The following is a 17,703-nucleotide window of genomic DNA, read 5'->3' on the forward strand; positions in this document are numbered from 1 at the left end:
CGATATTTTGGTCATCCTATGAACAATCTCAGTACCAAACCTTCCCTCTTCAAGGCTTTAACTGTAATTAGCTTGTGCTTGTATCTAATCTTAGCTGTCAGCCCGCCCGCTTTGGCTTCGATTCACAAATATCCCGAAACTGCCGAGACAGTAATGTTCCGATCCGTAGAAAGCCTGCGTGATACAGATGACAAAGCATGGCAAGTTGTTTTGTACAAGCGAGTAAAGTCGGGAGTAGTAAAGTCTTTAAATCTGAGATTAGTAGGATTTCCCGGAACAGAATTGCAGCATCCTGTTCCGCTGAAAGTTGCGGCGGGCAAGCGGGAAATGGGCAATGCTAATGATATTTGGAACGAGTCGGGTTTGCCAATTAATGTCGGAGAATACGATTTCAAATCAATAATTACACAATTGGAAAGTAATCGACCTTTGCTGTTGAGTTTGCCTGTGAAAAATCTAAAAGAAACAGAATTGGTGGTTCCTCCTTTTGCTGTCAGAGAATGGCGGCTGTTGTTAGATAGAAACTAAATATACCGATTTAAGCGCACTCTACATTTAACATCGATACAATTTCCAAGGTCACAAATCGTTATGTTTAAATTATGCCTTAAGGTAGATTTAACGTAGTTGAATAATAATGTGGTCGGGCAAAAACTAAATAGATAAATTTAATCGTACTCTACATTTCAAATCGCTAAAGTTTGATGGATGTATTAAAAATAACTTTATTTACTTAGACCTTAAGGTAGATTTAACCTATTTTAAGGGTAATTATGAAACAAACTCAAAGCTGAGTTAGTCGGGTGACAAAACTTCAGTGTTTTAACGTAGGTGTATTCAGGGTGAAGCTACTATGACTTTAATCAGTAAAATTGTCCGCAAAGCTTTGGCAACAGGTTACTTAACGGTTGAGGCAGAAGAACAGTTGCGACAGCAGTTGCAGATGACCAAGTATGGTTTAGAAGATTTTGACGCTTTTATTAATTTGCAGAAAGAGGTGATGGAAGGTAGGGTGAAACAACAAGCTTTGGAATTGTTACGATCGCGCAAATGTTCTGCGACGGCTTGAATCCAGTTCGATCGCCCTTTTGGATCAATGGGATAAAAAATTTACAGCATCTTCTATTTTTATCCCTAACAGGACTTACCCATTAAGACCGAAGAAACCGGGTTTTTTACCTAATCTCTGGCTGAAAACGAAGAATTTTCGTAAAAAACCCGGTTTCTGACCACCCGTGCCTAAGTCTTACCTAATTAGAACTTTCCAGCGCGATCGAACTTGACAAAAATACCAAAATCGCGAATAATGGTAGATTGTCTGTCTAAATCCGGCTCGGATCAGGTTAAGACATTCCAAAAGCTGGAGAGCAGTCAGCAGTCAAAAGTCCACAACGACCAATGACCAAAGACTCATCAGCTACCTGTACGGCAATCTCAACAACCATCCCATGACTTACGCAATCATTGAAACCGGCGGCAAACAATTTCGGGTAGAACCAGGCCGCTTCTACGACATCGAACTGCTTCACGTTGAAGCTGAATCCAAAGTCACCATAGACAAAGTATTTCTGATCCAGCACGAAGGCGAGGTTCATATCGGCCAGCCTCTACTAGAAAATGCCACTGTAGAAGGAACGGTTCTCCGGCATTTCCGGGGCCGCAAAGTCCTCGTCTACAAGATGAAGCCGAAAAAGAAAACTCGGAAGAAAAAAGGGCACCGTCAAGAAACAACTCGCTTTATGATTGACTCCATCAGCGTCAACGGTACAGTCTTGGCCGCCAGAGACTTAACTCAAGCAGTTGTTGAAACCCCCCAAACCGCCGAAACTGATTCAGAATAAAAAATAGTAAATACAGTTGAGGATATTATGGCCCACAAGAAAGGTACAGGCAGTACACGTAACGGACGCGATTCTAATTCTCAGCGTCTGGGTGTCAAAAAATACGGCGGTCAAGTTGTCAAAGCTGGCAACATTTTGATCCGTCAACGCGGCACTAAAGTTCACCCTGGTAATAATGTTGGTATCGGCAGAGATGATACTCTGTTTGCCATGATTGACGGTGTGGTGACTTTTGAAAGAAAAGGCAAAACTCGCAAGAAAGTTAGCATTTATCCTGTTGTAGCAGCACCTGTGGCTGAACCCGTGGCTGAAGCTGTCGCAGTTTAATTCTTCGTTCCTAGGCTATGCCTGGGAACGCATATCTAGAGGCTATGCCTCCTGATTCTCTATCTCAATATACCCAGATACCCGACTTCTTTAAGAAGTCGGGTATCTAAGGTTTGGTAGACAAGTTTTGTGAGAAATAACCGATGATAAACAGCCTTGAACTCAAGAACTTTGGACCTATCCATCAGTTCAAGTGCGAGAACTTAGGTCACATTAATTTGATTATCGGCGGCAATGGAACAGGTAAAACCATTCTGCTCAAAGCGCTTTACAGTGCTATGCGAACCCTAGAAGAGTATAAACGGGGCAACGAACCACGCAATGCTTCCGAAATACTCGCAGACAAACTGTATTGGACTTTTGAGATAGAGAAAATCGGCGACCTTGTGAGCAAAGGAGCAGATGAACCACTATCTTTCAAGCTCAATTGTGATGGTCAAGATTTTTATTATAGATTTGGTAAAGACACCACGAAAAATATCCAAACTCTAGAAAATCATGTTCCACCTCGAAGTAGTAATTCTATTTTTTTACCTACAAAAGAAGTTCTCTCCCTGCATCATATCATTCTACAATCCCGCGAACTGAGCAAGACCTTCGGTTTCGATGATACCTATCTCGATTTAGCACGAGCACTGCGCCAACCTCCTACAGGTGGCAGAAATTACCAGCAGTTTGCTATGTCCAGAAAGAACCTAAGCGAGATTCTAGAGGGAAAGGTTGAGTATGATGAAAATTTGGGGCGTTGGCAGTTCAAGAAGGGGAATCAAAAGTTCCCTATTGGCGTAACGGCAGAAGGTATTAAGAAGATTTCCATTCTTGACACCTTACTAGGGAACCGTTATCTTGACCAAAAATCGGTAATCTTCATCGATGAGCCAGAATCAGCACTACATCCAGCCACAATTTCAAAGTTTCTCGATATTATTGCCATGTTAGCTGAGTGTGGAATCCAGTTTTTCATGGCGAGTCACTCCTATTTTGTCATCAAAAAACTGTTTCTCATTGCACAGAAAAACAATAAACTATCAATTCCAATAATTTCTGTGAAAGATAATCGTTGGGAGCTCGCAAATCTCAGGGAAGGGTTGCCAGACAACCCAATTATCGACGAATCAATCCAGCTCTACAAAGAAGAGGTGGAGCTGGCATTGCAATGACGACTGAGCCAATTAGTGAGTCTGGCATGACATTCGGCCCTTACCCAGAAGGAGATTGCTTCTACATTGAGAAAAGCGAAACTTATCAAAAAATCAACGAAGGCGTGAAGATAGCGGAGTTCTTACTGCTCCATTCCCAAGATGACTCTATAGTATGGATTGTGGAGGCAAAGCAGAGTTCCCCACGTCCTGAAACTCAGCCTAATTTCGATCATTTTCTCCTCGAAATTCAAGAGAAGTTGACCAACGCGCTCACGTTGACTGTAGCAACTTGCCTAAAGCGCCATTCTACCTGGGGAGAATTGCCTAACTCCTTTCAAACGCTGGATCTCCAAAAAGTTGATTTTCGCTTAATACTGGTGATCAAGGGACATCAAGAGGCACGGCTACCACCGCTACAGGATGCGCTCAAAAAAGCACTCAACCCTACAATCAAAACTTGGAATTTATCTGCGACTTCTGTGGTGGTGCTGAATGACACAATGGCTAGATTACAAGGATTGATTAGCTAATTTGTGGCTAGCCTCCTCCCACAATTGTCACAATTTCCAAGATGTCCCCCTCTTGCATCTGTGTAGTTTCCCAAAATTGTTTGTGCAGAATTTCCCCGTTGTACTCCACAGCCACCAAGCGCGGGTTTAATCCCAATTGTTTTAGTAATTCTGGTAACGGTGTGTCGATCGCACAATTGCGGGTTTCTCCGTTAACTTGCAGCGCAATTTTATTTATCATAAGTTATTAGTTATTAGTTATTAGTTATTAGTTATTTGTTATTTGTTAGGTTCCCGACTTTTTCAATAACAGTCCTGGATGCACTTTTACCAGAGAAACCGGGTTTTTACCGAATTTGCGGGCTGTAACGTGTCTTCTCGCAAAAAAACCCGGTTTCTGACTACCGATGTGTAAGTCCTAGCTTACTGAAACCTAGCTTTTTCCGTGCAAAGCTTTCTGAGCTTTTAGATTCTGCATCCGAATCAACTGCGAGATGAAAAACTGCGTGACTAAAGTAGGCTGTTCTGCTTCCATAATCGCGCGTACTATGGCAACCCTTTGAGCTCCGGCATTCAATACTTCATCGAGGTTGTTGATATCAATTCCGCCGATCGCAAACCACGGAATCGGTGACTTAGTAGCAGCATACCGCACATAGTCCAAACCTGCGGCCTGTTTATCAGGTTTAGTAGGAGTGGAGTAGACCGGCCCAACTCCAATATAATCTGCTCCCGCGTCAACCGCTCGCTGCATTTCCTCGCCATTCGTAGTCGAACAACCGATGATCCGTCCCGGGCCGAGCAACTTGCGCGCTTCCGCCACAGGCAAATCTTGCTGTCCTAAGTGTACGCCGTCGGCATCCGCTGCGATCGCAAAATCCACGCGATCGTTCACAATCAGCAAAGCATCATAGCGGTGACAAAGTTCGCAAAGCTTACGCGCGTTGGCCAGCTTTGCGCCGTCGTCTGAGGTTTTGTCGCGGTACTGCACCAAAGTCAGTCCCCCTTGCAAAGCAGCTTCCACGACTCCCAACAAGTTGTCTCTCGGCGAAGTTACAAGGTATAACTGCGATCGAAGTAACTGCTGGTAGCGCCGGTAAGCCAGCAAATCGCTTTCGAGAGTATAAACCCGATAGCGCATCTGCTTAAAAGCCGCGCCCATATTCCGATCGTAAATTTTGCCATACTCTTCGAGTACCCGCAAAGCTTCTTCCACCCGACAGAAATTCGCCTCCAGTAGCTGCTGAATGCTCGAACGCTGCTCTTCCTGCGGGTGAGTCAACTCCGTACCCGGATCGGCCGGCGTATCCCTAGAACTGCGAAGTTCTGCGACGTGCCAAGCCGCCAATTCTTGACGCAGTTCCTTGCACTCGCCAGCTAAATCGGCGCTGTTGAGACCAAACCTGCACCATTCTTCAATAATTCTCAACCCTTCGCGCGATCGATCTAAATTTGCATCTAAAATCCGGCAGAGGGCTGGCTGTGCCGGTAAAGTTCTGTTTTGTTTGTCGGTCATTCAGAACCACCCTAATTATAATTAATCCTACCAGTCAAACCGCTACATTGTCCCACGCCGTCATTCGATTTTAGATTTTAGATTTTGGATTTTGGATTGACTTGCGCGAGATAAATTCGGGGGCTTGAGGATTTTAGATTTGAGATGCTTTCGATTGATTCCACGGAGCGAGACGGGGGCTTGTACCACCTTTGAAATTCTTGGTCAAGATCGTAGCAAAGTGATCGGCCTAATTTTTACCTCCACCGATTTAATTTAGACAAATTTTTAAGTTTTATTGAATTTGAGAAAAACGAAGCATAATAGATCAAACTTGATGAGAGTGAAATCGTTAAGCTGCATACCACACTTGGGAGGAGAGCCGTGAGGTTAGCAGAACAACACAAAAGATTAAGGGAGAACAACCCAAGCAGGCGGGCGTCTTTAAACTTCGATCGCGAAAACCCGACACGAAACACCGGAGGCGAAACTCGGATCACAGATAAGTTGCGTTTTTTTATGCTGATTTACTTACAACAGACCTGGTGCAAAGAAAAGCGATCGCAAAAATCTTATTTGAGTTCTTGCCTTCTACTCGTTTTTGCCACCACCGCCCTTTGCAACCATCAACCGTCAGTTATCGCTGCCGGGATACCGGGAGTGCAGCTACTTTCTCAGACGCTGCAGAGCGAGATTAACATACTGTACGTCAGCTCGATCGGCGGCAGCGACACAGGAGGCAACGGCAGCGATCGAGCTCCGTTTAAAACCCTTACCTACGCATTAAGCGTGGCCCCGCCCAAAACAGCGATTTTGCTAGCGCCCGGTACTTACAGCGAGCAAACCGGCGAAAAATTTCCATTAATGCTCAGGCCCAGCGTGACAGTTCAGGGAAATCCCAACACTCGCGGTCAGAATATTGTCATCAAAGGCGGAGGATACTTTATCAGTCCGACTTCGGCGGGTCAAAATATTGCGATTTTAGGCGCAGATGGGGCGGGACTCAGCGGGGTGACGGTGACGAATACCAACTATCGGGGTTACGCTTTGTGGATCGAATCGAGTTCTCCGACGGTTGTTAACAATACTTTTTCTGGCAGCACTCACGACGGCATTTCGGTAGTGGGTACTTCCAGGCCTACGATTGGCGGGAATGTTTTCTCGAAAAATGGAGCTAACGGCATCACGATTTTTGGCACTTCCCAGCCGGAAGTTCGAGATAATGTGTTTGAAAACACGGGATTTGGGGTGAATGTAGCGCAGAACGCTTCGCCTCTGCTGATTGGCAACAAAATTACTCGCAATAAGGATGGCGTGGTGGTGCAAGCTAATGCTAGACCCGTGCTGCGTAACAATTATATCGAGAGTAATCGGCGGGACGGAATTGTGGCGATATCGAGCTCTCTGCCGGATTTGGGAACTGCTGCCGAACCGGGGGGCAATGTCATTCGCAACAACGGTCAGTACGATGTCAACAATGCGGCCAAAGGTCAAGTAATCCCAGCTTACGGGAATCAATTGTCGAGCAGCCGGACGACGGGATCGGTTGACGTGGCGGGAACTTTTACCCCTGGGCCAATGGGGGGAAGTGCTTTGCAGCGTATAGCCGATCGACCTCCCAACATCGGTGGCCCCGACACTTCTCTCCCTGCTTACACCCCCGGACGGCTAAGCCCCAGAGTTGAAAGAGCGCCACTTCCCCCGCCTGCGCCCGTTTCCAGGCGACCAGTGCAAAATCTATCGGCACCGCCAAGCGCTCAGTTGCAGCAAGAGCTTTCTGGGAGGAATGTCGGTGCTTCATCGGTAGTCCCAGGGACGATCGCAATTCCTGTGCCCGATCCGAATTATCGATCAGTTTCGGAAAGTTCGGTACAGCAACCAATGATTCCTCCCAATTTTGATAGTTCGAGTTCGGTTGCTTCCGAAGGTAGATTGCCGGTTCCGGGCCGCAACATTCCGATCGGAAGGGGCGGCTATGTACCTGCTGCTTTAGGGGGGAATTCTTGGCCCGATGCCGCGGATAATTCGCCGTCGTTCGATCGACCGTCTGCTTTGGGTTTGCGCTATCGAGTTGTGGTGGATGCCAACAGTTGGGGCGATCGACAAAAAATGCAATCCCTCGTTCCCGGTGCTTTTCGCAGTTTTGCCAGCGGGCGACCCGTGATGCAAGCCGGTGCTTTTCGGGAACGCGAAAAAGCTGAGGAATTGCTACAAATGCTCAGCGCTAACGGTTTGAATGCTCGAATTGAAGAAATTAAATGAAATGGTCATTAGTCAGTAGTCATTAGTCAGTAGTCAGTAGTCATTAGACCTCTTTCAAAAATAACTAGGACGGGCAAGATGCCCGTTCCAAAATTTTATTAAAAGGACTTTTGCCAGAGGTCTATCAACTGTCAACTATCAACTGTCAACTATCAACTGTCAACTATCAACTGTCAACTGTCAACTGTCAACTGTCAACTGTCAACTGTCAACTGTCAACTATCAACTGTCAACTGTCAACTGTCAACGATCAAAACTTTTAGGGCCTAGCATATCGGATGCCAGACCCTAAAAAGTTTGTAAATTCAGTTGATTCAAGTGGGTTTTTAGCTCTGCTGAGTTTCAGCCAACTACAACTAAGGTGGACTTTTTTGCTTGCAACTACTCTGCATACGAGCTAGCTATCAGCGGAGTCTATTCAGACTTCTGTGTTTGACTGTTCTGCGATCGCAACTTTTGATTAATCCAATAGCCTCAAGCTATCTAACCAATACGAATCGCAATATCAACCTTTCTGTGCTAATAAGCTACACGGTTCAGGCGTTGCCTGCGAACTAGAGCCGATCGGGACAAATACTCTAATTCCAAATTTTTTATCCAAGTTTTTTGTGCTTCTTGGTTTTGCCCCTCATGTTTTTAAGTTAACACCAACTGCGCGCCTAAAAACACTTTGTTTACCAAACTTGACACTTTTTGATGTGACGAAATACTTCCAAAAGCGATTATTAACAATTTGTACGATCGCCCGATACCGCAACGTGCATAGCCGGCACTATTTGCTTGGTGTCAACGCAGCAGAGCTTCCCAAGTTGCGCGGCCGACAATGCCGTCTGCTGGCAGTTGATATTGTCGCTGAGCCGCCTTGACAGCAGCTTGAGTTTCCGGGCCAAACACGCCGTCAGCACTCACGCGCAAAAATCCCTTGGCCCGCAGCCGTTCTTGCAAATCTCTGACTGCCGGCCCGCGCATTCGTCTTCTTAAAACGGGAAAATTGGTGGGCTGCGCTTCGGGGCTAATCTCTGAGTTGTCGGCAGTTGGGGGAATGTTGGCTGTGGGGTTTTCGACCATCGCGCTCCGAGTCGCAGGAAACAGCCGGTTCCAAGTATCTTGACCGACTATGGCGTCGGGAGGCAGGCCTGCTGCTTCCTGGAACTGAGACACAGCTCTAGCGGTGCTTTGTGAGAAAATCCCGTCTACAGTGCCAGTATAAAAGCCCAACAATTGAAGAGCAGCTTGGAGTTCGATGACTTCCGAGCCGCGGCTGCCCAATTTGAGCGTGGGGCGGACGATCGCACCTGTTTGAGCGATCGGGCTATTGCTGTTACTCTGTTCGGAGGTAGGTAGCTGTGCGACAGCAGGAGTAGGGGCGATCGAGCTCATTGCCAATAAACCGCACAAACTCCAGCCGAAGAGCAAACTGGGAACCTCGCGGGCGTCATTCCAGCTTGCTGTCAAGTTTTGGGACATTGGGAATTCGACCTCTGCAAAACTGGTAGCGATCGTACATCAAATCTGGAAAAAATTTACGCATCGGCCAAACAGGGCATGGGGCATGGGGCATGGGGCATGGGGCATTGGGCATTTCTGATTCCCCTCCCTTCCCTTTCCTAAAAATAATTTATCCCCTGAAATAGCTGCAATTGGCAAAAAAACTGCTAGATTGCCCTACAGAAAACATTGAACCGCGTTCATTGGGCCCCAGCAACACCATGTCCGAATCCATAACCGCCAGCCAAATAGACATCGGCAACGTCAACATCGGGAACTTCCAAGTCGGCAGCATCAGCGGCACCAAATACAACGACCTCAACGCCAACGGCCGCCCAGATCCTGGAGAATTCCCCATTCCCAACTGGCAAATCTACCTCGACCTCAACAACAACGGCCAGCCTGAGTTTAACGAACCTTCCACCCTCACAAACCCGCAAGGCAACTACATCTTCGCCAACCTGCCGCCGGGAACTTACCAAGTTAGGGAAGTCCAGCAGCCGAACTTTCGCCAAACTACCCCAAATCCCGCACCCATCACGATTACCAGCGGCACAAATGCTGGCAATATCAATTTTGGCAACAACTTTAACGCAGGGACGATCGCAGGGACAAAATTCAACGACATCAACAACAACAGCAGCCGAGATCCTGGGGAACAAGGGCTAGCTAACTGGCAAATTTACCTCGACCTCAACCGCAACAACAGGCTCGACGGTGGCGAACCGGTTACTTTGACAAACGCTCAGGGCAATTACGCTTTTGTCAATATTCCCGCAGGTACATATTTGGTCAGAGAAGTCCAGCAACCGGGTTTTCGCCAAACCACGCCTGACCCCGGCCCGGTTAACGTTACTTCCAACGCGACTGTCAACAACATCAATTTTGGCAATGTCTTTTTTGTCGGCAGCATCAGCGGTCTCAAATACAACGACCTCAATGCCAACAGCGTCAGAGATGCGACAGACCCGCCTCTGGCTAACTGGCCAATTTACATCGACCTCAACGGCAACGGCAGCTTTGAGCCCGGCGAACCCAACACCATCACAAACCCCCAAGGCAACTACACTTTTGCCAATGTTTCTCCCGGCCGGTATTTGGTGAGGGAAGTCCAGCAACCGGGATGGGTACAGACTACGCCAAATCCAGGCCCGATCGACATAACTGGCAATACCAATGTTGTCGGCGTCAATTTCGGCAACAATTTTCCTACCGGCAGCATCAGCGGCTTCAAGTTCAACGACCTCAACGGTAACGGTATCAACGAACCGACGGAACCGAGAGTTGCCAACTGGCCGATTTACCTTGATTTCAACAACAACGGCGGCCGAGACCCCAACGAACCTTCGACTTTAACAAACCCCCAAGGTAATTTCTCTTTTATCAATTTGCCTCCAGGGACTTATGTGGTGAGGGAAGTCCCGCAGCCCGGTTTTCGACAAACCACGCCTAATCCGACTCCCATTACCGTGGGTAACGGCACAAATGCCACTAATCTCAGCTTTGGTAACGTGTTGGTGACTGGCACGATCAGCGGTGTGAAATTTAACGATTTTAACGCTAACGGCCGCCTAGATCCGGGGGAACCGCCGATCGCCAACACTCAGATTTACATCGACCTCAACAACAACAGCAGTTTAGATCCGGGCGAAGCGAGTACCTTAAGCGACGTTCAGGGCAATTACAGTTTCCGTAACGTTCCTGTAGGTAGTTATGTTGTCCGCGAAGTTCCGCCGCCCGGTTTCATTCCAACGACTCCACCTGCGGTGGTTGTTGTCTCCGCAGATATTCGGGCTAGCAGCATCGATTTGGTGATGCCAGATGCTGAGGGTTGGTCGGCTAAATCCTTGAAGGGCGACCTGCTGACGGATGCCAGCAACTATACCTGGCCCGAAACTGCGGGTAATATGGGGGCGGATAGCTTGCTTTTGAGCGAGGCTCGTGATAGTTATCGAATTAGTGATTTTTTGGTCGATCGACCTGTTGCCAATTTAGGCAATATTCCTAACATTGGGCCACAGAATGTCGGTCTGGATACTTATGCACAAGTCGGTGAATTTGTCAATAAAAATGAATTAATTAAAGGGGCGATCGCTCACTCGTTTGTGCCGATGGGCGCGAGAGATTTCGGGGTTATGTAGGGTGACACATTCGCTCGATCGCCCGGAATCCCAAACCGCAGATAAAAATAAGGAAGAGGTGAAAGGGCGATCGCGTGATACCCTATTGTTGGCAACCTCCAACACTCAAGCCTAAGTTCCGGCAACTCCGAAGCTGGCTTGTATATTGGTTGCAAGATTCAGAGGCAGTAGCATCTCCGTGAGTGAGAAACTATCAGGTAATTCCCCCAAACCCGCAGGGCTGTTTCATTCGACCTAGGGGCCGTGCTACCCCTACTCCCCGTGCCGGCCCTCTGGGTCTGACCTGCCGCTCAAATCGTCTAGGTCGGGGGTAGGCACGGGGAGTAGGGGTAGCACTACAAGAGTCAAAATTCATGTTTTTGGTGAGAATGAAACAGCCCTGCCCAAACCCGATCAGCGTATTTCCAGGCAAAGCAAGTCATATCAAGTCCGGTAGATCGATCGATGCTGGGATATCTGTCATTGGCAATCCCAGAGGAGGCGATCGCCTAGGACAGCGAACCAGGACGAACAAGAACAATGCAGCCGGACTTGATATCAGGGGGGAGAAGTCAGTCTTAGGCTTTTTAAAGCTCGAAACAGCAAGTATGTACGGACAGAGAAGGCGTGCAAATCCTGAAGATGTTGCCCTCAAATTGCCAGGGTTCTTCAAAACCTGATATACTTGCCAGCGACAAAGCTTGAGGCATTGTTGTGTGAGATGGGAACATTACCTCAAGTGCAGACGTATGTAAAATCGAGTAGCGGTTGTCAGCTATTAGTAAAAACTACTCAGCAAGTTACAACCCATACAGTAGTCTGTAATTTACGTGGATTTAGGTGTGAAGGAGAGAAATCATGACAGAAACTAAGGAAGAGCGGATTGCCCAGCAATTACAGCCAGTTGTGGTTGGGAATGCTGGCCCGGCAATTTTAGGCATCAAGTTCTTTGACCAGAACCGGGATGGCATCAGACAGGCAAATGAACCAGGTCTGGCGAATGTCCCCATTCTCATCCAAACAGCAACAGCAACAGGTAGCACAACAGTATCACCCGGAGTAAATGCCGGGCTACGAACCACGACGGACGCTAACGGCGCGTTCTCATTCATAAATCTTGTCCCCGGCAATTACGTACTCACGGAAACGGCAATACCTCCTGGTTTAACCCCTACTACTCCCAACCCCCTAGCTGTCACCCTTGGCAACAGAAATGTCAACGTTTTCTTTGGCAACGGCCCAGTCGATGTAGGCAGCCGAATCGTTGGATGCAAATATTTAGACATAGATGCCGACGGCTTCCGAGATGGGAATGAACCGGGGATTAAAAATGTCAGGATATATATTGATTCAAATGGCAACGGTCAACGCGATGCAGGGGAACAGAACACCTTAACAGACAAAAATGGTGCATGGTCGTTCAACGTAGCACCCGGAACCTACAAGATTCGGGAAGAACGGATCAGACGACAGATTAGTTCTGTTACCGGACTAGAAGTTAACGATAACCCTCCAAACGCCGAACCCTTAGAAACAAACGATTTTCCCCAAAGCACTCCCCCCGGCAACGTTCCCGTACTGGACGTGACAGTAGCAGCAGGTCAAACATTTGCCTGCGCTCAAGTTGGCGATACTCCGCTCTATCAAATTGAAGTTAACAAGTTTCGAGACCAAGACCGCAACGGCTTGCGAAATCTTGTTAATGGACTCTTGGAACCCCCCATTGCCCGAGTACCGTTTATTTTAGATGTGAACGGGAACGGTCGCTGGGATGGAGCAGGCTCCGAACCGATAGCCATCACAGATGCGAACGGAGTCGTTACCTTCAAGGATTTGCGAGCTGGCAATTACAGAGTCTTGGAAATTTTTCCAGGTGTACTGCCTGCAGAAGTAGGTGGCGGTGCCCCAGGAAACCTCAATGCTCCAGTAGCAACCACTCCAAACCCCGCTCTGGTTTCGGCACCAGGGCCGCAGGCGCGATTCCAGGGTACCATCAGCAAAGAGCAACCGCTCCTAGTAGCAGACTCAACCTACACGCTGAAACCCAACGACCCTAAATTCGTAGACACCAACCGCGACGGCGTTCAACAAGCCGGTGAAAGAGCGATCGCCACCACTGGTGAGCGGCCGATTTTTGCTGCGCCAGTTACAACTTTACCAGCCCCCAACCCCTCACCATCACTTACCTTTTCTCCGGTTGGAGCTACTGAGGGTATTGGCAATAATGCAGGTGTGGGCAACACTCTACCACTCATCAATGTCTTCAAATACAACGACTTGAATGCCAACGGTCGCTACGAACCAAATCAGGGTGAAGCGCCAATTAGGGGTATCAGTGTCTTCCTGGACACCAACAATAACGGCACTCCTGACACTGGAGAACAGCAACTGAGCACAAATGAGCAGGGAAGAGCTGCCTTTACCAACTTGTCACCGGGCAACTATGTCGTCCGAGAAGTGGTACCGCCGAATTTCTCGCCTTCTACTCCCGATCGCGTTGATGTTACCCTGAACACTCAGGACGCCAACGTTACCTTTGCCAACACACGCAACAGCAATATCACCGGGTGCAAGTTTGAGGACTTCAACCTAAACGGTTATCGAGATGGCAATGAACCAGCTATTGCTGGTGTCACCATTGCTATCGATACCAATGGTGACGGTGTGTTGCAAGCAACAGAGCCCACTTCTATTACCGATCAGTTTGGTACCTTTGCATTCACCAATTTGCGCCCTGGCAATTACAGCGTTCGGGAAGTATTACCTTCGGGCTTCTTCAAAACGACTCAACCGCTGGATATTGTTCTCGGTGCGAATCAAACCTTTACTTGTGCTTTGGTGGGTAACTCTCGCCGCTATGACCTCTTGGTTCCTAAATTCCGAGATGACGACCGCAACGGTATACGCAACGGAAACGAACCGCCCCTGGCCGATGTGCCCTTCACTTTGGATTTCAACGGCAACGGTCGCTACGATGCTGCAACAGAACCGCTGGTGAGAACTGATGCTGCTGGTATTGCTCGGTTTAATAATTTGTCTCCAGCCAGCTACTCGGTTTTGGAAGTTTTTAATACTGCGGGCGTTACCAACAATTTCCCCATCCCAACTGGGCCCAACCCGGTTAGCTTTGACGTGCCGGGCCCTAACACAGTGCCTACGACATCTGTGACGACCCCAGACCCATCGGGAATAGTAAGACTAAGTAGCATCCAGGATATGGATAATACCGATCCGGTGACTGGTGAATCTCCGAACCGGGCAACTGGTACCGATCCTCTGCTCGACGGCGGCTCGGTTGCTCCATCTGGTCCCTCTGTTAACAACTCGATCGTACTTGATAATGCTGGTGCGGCTAATGTTGTTAATGGCAAGAAGTGGGAAGAGGGGGCACAGGCTGCGATCCTACCGTTTTTAGAAGCTCAGAAGCGTGATGAATCATTGTTCGTCGTTCCTCCTAAGCCTACTACGAATTCGCTGCTTTAATCTTAAGTTAGGTCTCTAGTTTGAGACTCAGCAATTAGCAACTAGCTTGTTTAAACTGCACGTCAAATCATGTTTTGGCGTGCTTTTTGCTGTTTTGACAATAATTAGAGGCTCGCGGGGCGGGTTTATCGATTTCTTTAATTACCGGAAATATTTTTCGTGAAACCCGCCTCTACAACACATATATCCCGATGCTCCTAGGGGCGGGTTTTACCGACAATCTTTGAGGAAAACTCACAATTTATATAAACCAGCCCGCCACAATCATGAGTTCGGAAGGGGGGTTTATTTATCTCTTTAATTACTGTCTTTAGTGGTAGAGCGCGATCGGCAAAAAGAGCGATTCCCTAGTTACAGAAAACCTTTATTTATAGAGGTAGAAGTTAGAGGAATTTTTTATGCCAACCGAACAGAAGATTAATCCGGCTCAACATCAAGAACAGCAACCCGGTATTGAATCCGAGATGACCCCGCAACCTCAATCCTTCGCGGAGGGATATCGCGGTAGCGACAAATTGCGGGACAAAGTAGCCTTAATTACTGGCGGAGACAGCGGTATCGGGCGTGCAGTGGCGATCGCCTTTGCCAAGGAAGGCGCTAACGTAGTCATCAGCTATCTTAACGAAGATGATGATGCCAAAAAGACCAAAGAGGCGATCGAACAACAAGGCCGACGCTGTATTGCGATCGCCGGCGACATCGGCGATGAAAGCGTCTGTCAAAACCTTGTAGAACAAACAGTGAAAGAATTCGGCCGCCTCGACATCCTCGTCAACAACGCCGCCGAACAACATCCCCAAGAAAGCATTGAAGACATCACCGCCGAACAATTAGAGCGCACCTTCCGTACCAACATTTTCTCAATGTTTTACCTCACAAAAGCCGCTCTCAAACACCTCCAAGAAGGAAGTGCAATTATCAACACTACCTCAGTCACCGCCTACAAAGGCAATCAACAATTGCTAGATTACTCCTCCACAAAAGGAGCAATTGTTGCCTTTACTCGCTCTTTGTCTCAAAGTTTAGCTGAGAAAGGAATTCGCGTCAACGGAGTCGCCCCCGGCCCGATTTGGACGCCTCTAATTCCTGCAACTTTCCCTGAAGAAAAAGTGGAGAAATTTGGTGCAGACACAGCCTTGGGACGCGCCGGTCAACCCGATGAAGTGGCCCCCAGTTACGTGTTTTTAGCTTCCAAAGATTCGTCTTACATGACGGGTCAAATTTTGCATCCCAACGGAGGATCTGTGATTAACGGCTAAAATCTTCTTGCTTCCAATGCTCGTAGGGGCGGGTTTTACCGAAAATCTTTGATGTAATTCATAATCTAAATAAACCCGCCCTCTACAAATCGGGGGGCGGGTTTATTTATATTATGAATTTCCCAAAATACAGCATATTCGGTGGTTCATGAAGTACAGTATCCGCCTTAATTGTTGGTACATTGTTATGTAGGGTGCGTCGCTGCTCATGTTTAATGAAACTTGCAGATTGACTGGTGGCGACGCACCTTACTTACGACAAGATTGTGTGTACCGCATATACATGGAATATGCTGTATCTTTCGTGAAACCCGCCCCTACAAATAAATAATATATTTATTTTTTAAAATTGTCTTTCAAAAAAACAGTAATCCCGCTACGTGGGTAGCGGGATTGATAGGTTGCAGTTTAGCTAGTTTTGAGCTCAGCTAGAGCTACAATTAGCTTGCTGCTGAATTAGCTCAGGTTAGCCATTTCTTGCTGGATAGTGCTTTTGGCTGCTTTGAATTGAGTAGCCATTTGTTCCATTTGTGCTTCGCTCAAGTTGCGGCGAATGTGAGGGAACATATCGTTTTCTTCTTGTCGAATGTGATCTTTAACCGCTGTTTGGAGCTGTTTGATTTGGTCTTTGAAATCAGAAGAACTAGGGTTGAGAGCCTTAATTTGGGCAAGCATCTGCTTCATTTCTGCTTGCTCGCTGTACAGTTCTTGAGTATTGCCGTAGTAGCTGCGAACTGCGGGATAAACAACTTGTTCTTCTGCTTCTGCGTGAACGCTGAGGTCTTTGTAAAGTTGACCGAAGAATTCTTGCAGTTTTTGAGGATCGTCGGTGCTTGCGATTTCCATAAATAGGGTATCGGTTTTGCGGTGATCCATTGAGATGATTTCGGTGATGTTCATCTCATCTTTGCTGCGGGTAACTGCACCGCCGATGATGCCTGTCATGGCTGCCATTGCATCTTGCACGCGAGCCCAAACGCCTTGGTCGGGGTCTTTGCCGGTTAGTTCGCGCACGCCTAAAATTTCGAGAACTCCTTTGAGTTGTTCTTGGTGAGCGCGGTTCTCAAAGTTAACTGTGTTGAGCGGGGTAATGGCAGCTTCGATGTCGGCGCCGACTACTTGAGCAGCTTTGTGAATTAACAAACCGGCCATTGTTTGTTTGTGTTTGAGCAGTTCGTGCTGGGTGACTTTTTCAAACAATGTGAGTTCAGAACCTTGCATGAGTTTCTGAACTTCTTCAATCATTTTGGCGCTGGTTTCTTTGGGCTCGGTTTGAATTCCGTATTGAACGATTACGGTTTCTAATACGCCCAAGTTTTTGCGATCGTCCTCGAGCATATCCCGGAAGCGCTGGGCTAGTTCGGAGTCGTTGCAGGAATTGATGAACAATTGCTCGTTGGCGATCAACAGATTTTGCAGCGCTTTCATGTCTGCTAATTTCATCGCGATCGCTTGGCGCTTGGTATCTTCTAAGGTAGCTACCATCAGTCGTTTCTCCTCTTAAGGTCTTTAGTGTTCTTACATCTCTTAATTTATTGATATATTCTGATAACATCCTCTTTCTCCCGACTGATTCATTAATATCCCGTGCAACCTATTGACTTTTGAGCAAAAAAATGGTAATAAATTAAGGCTCAAGGTTGTTTGAAAAAAAGCAAAAATTACTTCCTGACCACTGCCCACTGCCCACTGCCCACTGCCCACAGTCAACAGTCAACAGTCAACAGTCAACAGTCAACAGTCAACAGTCAACAGTCAACAGTCAACAGTCAACAGT

At 47.5% G+C, this 17,703-nt stretch carries 16 protein-coding genes; 11 read left to right on the forward strand and 5 right to left on the reverse strand.

The features are described from left to right. Nucleotides 1-18: 18 nt before the first annotated feature. The 6 genes from QUB35_RS29415 to QUB35_RS29440 all read left to right on the forward strand — a co-directional run bounded on the left by QUB35_RS29415 (nucleotide 19) and on the right by QUB35_RS29440 (nucleotide 3,840). Entirely contained in the window at nucleotides 19-528 is a 510-nt protein-coding gene (locus QUB35_RS29415) for a DUF3122 domain-containing protein (RefSeq protein WP_333145178.1), read from the forward strand. Between the two features lie 325 nt (nucleotides 529-853). After that, the gene (locus QUB35_RS29420; protein WP_333145179.1) at nucleotides 854-1,069 is read left to right on the forward strand and encodes a hypothetical protein; all 216 of its coding nucleotides are present in this window, start codon (nucleotides 854-856) and stop codon (nucleotides 1,067-1,069) included. Nucleotides 1,070-1,448: 379 nt separating this feature from the next. After that, on the forward strand, nucleotides 1,449-1,841 hold the full coding sequence (gene rplU, locus QUB35_RS29425; protein ID WP_333036112.1) for a 50S ribosomal protein L21: 393 nt from the start codon (nucleotides 1,449-1,451) through the stop codon (nucleotides 1,839-1,841). 27 nt (nucleotides 1,842-1,868) lie between these two features. Beyond that, a complete protein-coding gene (gene rpmA / locus QUB35_RS29430) occupies nucleotides 1,869-2,168 on the forward strand; it encodes a 50S ribosomal protein L27 (protein ID WP_190738131.1) in 300 nt (99 codons plus the stop codon). Nucleotides 2,169-2,311: 143 nt separating this feature from the next. Continuing rightward, nucleotides 2,312-3,328: an AAA family ATPase gene (locus tag QUB35_RS29435; protein WP_333145180.1), complete on the forward strand. Its 1,017-nt coding sequence runs from the start codon at nucleotides 2,312-2,314 to the stop codon at nucleotides 3,326-3,328. Next, on the forward strand, nucleotides 3,325-3,840 hold the full coding sequence (locus tag QUB35_RS29440; protein WP_333145181.1) for a hypothetical protein: 516 nt from the start codon (nucleotides 3,325-3,327) through the stop codon (nucleotides 3,838-3,840). The genes QUB35_RS29435 and QUB35_RS29440 overlap by 4 nt, the downstream gene beginning before the upstream one ends. Before the next feature lie 7 nt (nucleotides 3,841-3,847). Here the strand turns inward: QUB35_RS29440 and thiS are convergent, their stop codons facing one another. Together thiS and QUB35_RS29450 are read right to left on the reverse strand one after the other, a co-directional pair. Then, a complete protein-coding gene (gene thiS / locus QUB35_RS29445; RefSeq protein ID WP_333145182.1) occupies nucleotides 3,848-4,060 on the reverse strand; it encodes a sulfur carrier protein ThiS in 213 nt (70 codons plus the stop codon). A gap of 192 nt (nucleotides 4,061-4,252) precedes the next feature. Beyond that, entirely contained in the window at nucleotides 4,253-5,335 is a 1,083-nt protein-coding gene (locus QUB35_RS29450; protein WP_333145183.1) for a thiamine phosphate synthase, read from the reverse strand. 363 nt (nucleotides 5,336-5,698) lie between these two features. On the opposite strand from QUB35_RS29450, the gene QUB35_RS29455 reads away from it, so the two are divergent. Then, the gene (locus tag QUB35_RS29455) at nucleotides 5,699-7,576 is read left to right on the forward strand and encodes a DUF1565 domain-containing protein (protein WP_333145185.1); all 1,878 of its coding nucleotides are present in this window, start codon (nucleotides 5,699-5,701) and stop codon (nucleotides 7,574-7,576) included. Nucleotides 7,577-8,362: 786 nt separating this feature from the next. Here QUB35_RS29455 and QUB35_RS29460 read toward each other — a convergent pair. Beyond that, nucleotides 8,363-9,043, reverse strand: coding sequence for a peptidoglycan-binding protein (locus QUB35_RS29460; RefSeq protein WP_333145187.1), 681 nt, complete (start codon nucleotides 9,041-9,043; stop codon nucleotides 8,363-8,365). Then, nucleotides 9,012-9,158 carry a hypothetical protein gene (locus QUB35_RS29465; protein WP_333145188.1) on the reverse strand — a complete coding sequence of 49 codons (147 nt, stop codon included), beginning with the start codon at nucleotides 9,156-9,158 and terminating at the stop codon, nucleotides 9,012-9,014. Before QUB35_RS29465 ends, QUB35_RS29460 begins: the two co-directional genes overlap by 32 nt. A gap of 127 nt (nucleotides 9,159-9,285) precedes the next feature. On the opposite strand from QUB35_RS29465, the gene QUB35_RS29470 reads away from it, so the two are divergent. The 4 genes from QUB35_RS29470 (at nucleotide 9,286) to QUB35_RS29485 (ending at nucleotide 15,926) form a co-directional block, all read left to right on the forward strand. Beyond that, nucleotides 9,286-11,205, forward strand: coding sequence for an SdrD B-like domain-containing protein (locus QUB35_RS29470; RefSeq protein WP_333145189.1), 1,920 nt, complete (start codon nucleotides 9,286-9,288; stop codon nucleotides 11,203-11,205). Between the two features lie 368 nt (nucleotides 11,206-11,573). Next, a complete protein-coding gene (locus QUB35_RS29475; RefSeq protein WP_333145190.1) occupies nucleotides 11,574-11,864 on the forward strand; it encodes a hypothetical protein in 291 nt (96 codons plus the stop codon). 178 nt (nucleotides 11,865-12,042) lie between these two features. Continuing rightward, entirely contained in the window at nucleotides 12,043-14,667 is a 2,625-nt protein-coding gene (locus tag QUB35_RS29480) for an SdrD B-like domain-containing protein (RefSeq protein WP_333145191.1), read from the forward strand. Nucleotides 14,668-15,065: 398 nt separating this feature from the next. Continuing rightward, entirely contained in the window at nucleotides 15,066-15,926 is an 861-nt protein-coding gene (locus QUB35_RS29485; protein ID WP_333145192.1) for an SDR family oxidoreductase, read from the forward strand. A gap of 456 nt (nucleotides 15,927-16,382) precedes the next feature. Here QUB35_RS29485 and QUB35_RS29490 read toward each other — a convergent pair whose 3' ends face one another. Further along, nucleotides 16,383-17,411 (reverse strand): hemerythrin domain-containing protein, encoded by a 1,029-nt coding sequence (locus QUB35_RS29490; protein ID WP_333145193.1) that lies wholly within the window; start codon nucleotides 17,409-17,411, stop codon nucleotides 16,383-16,385. Between the last annotated feature and the right edge of the window lie 292 nt (nucleotides 17,412-17,703).

It is taken from the genome of Microcoleus sp. B13-B6, assembly GCF_036705405.1.
Taxonomy (GTDB): Bacteria; Cyanobacteriota; Cyanobacteriia; order Cyanobacteriales; family Microcoleaceae; genus Microcoleus.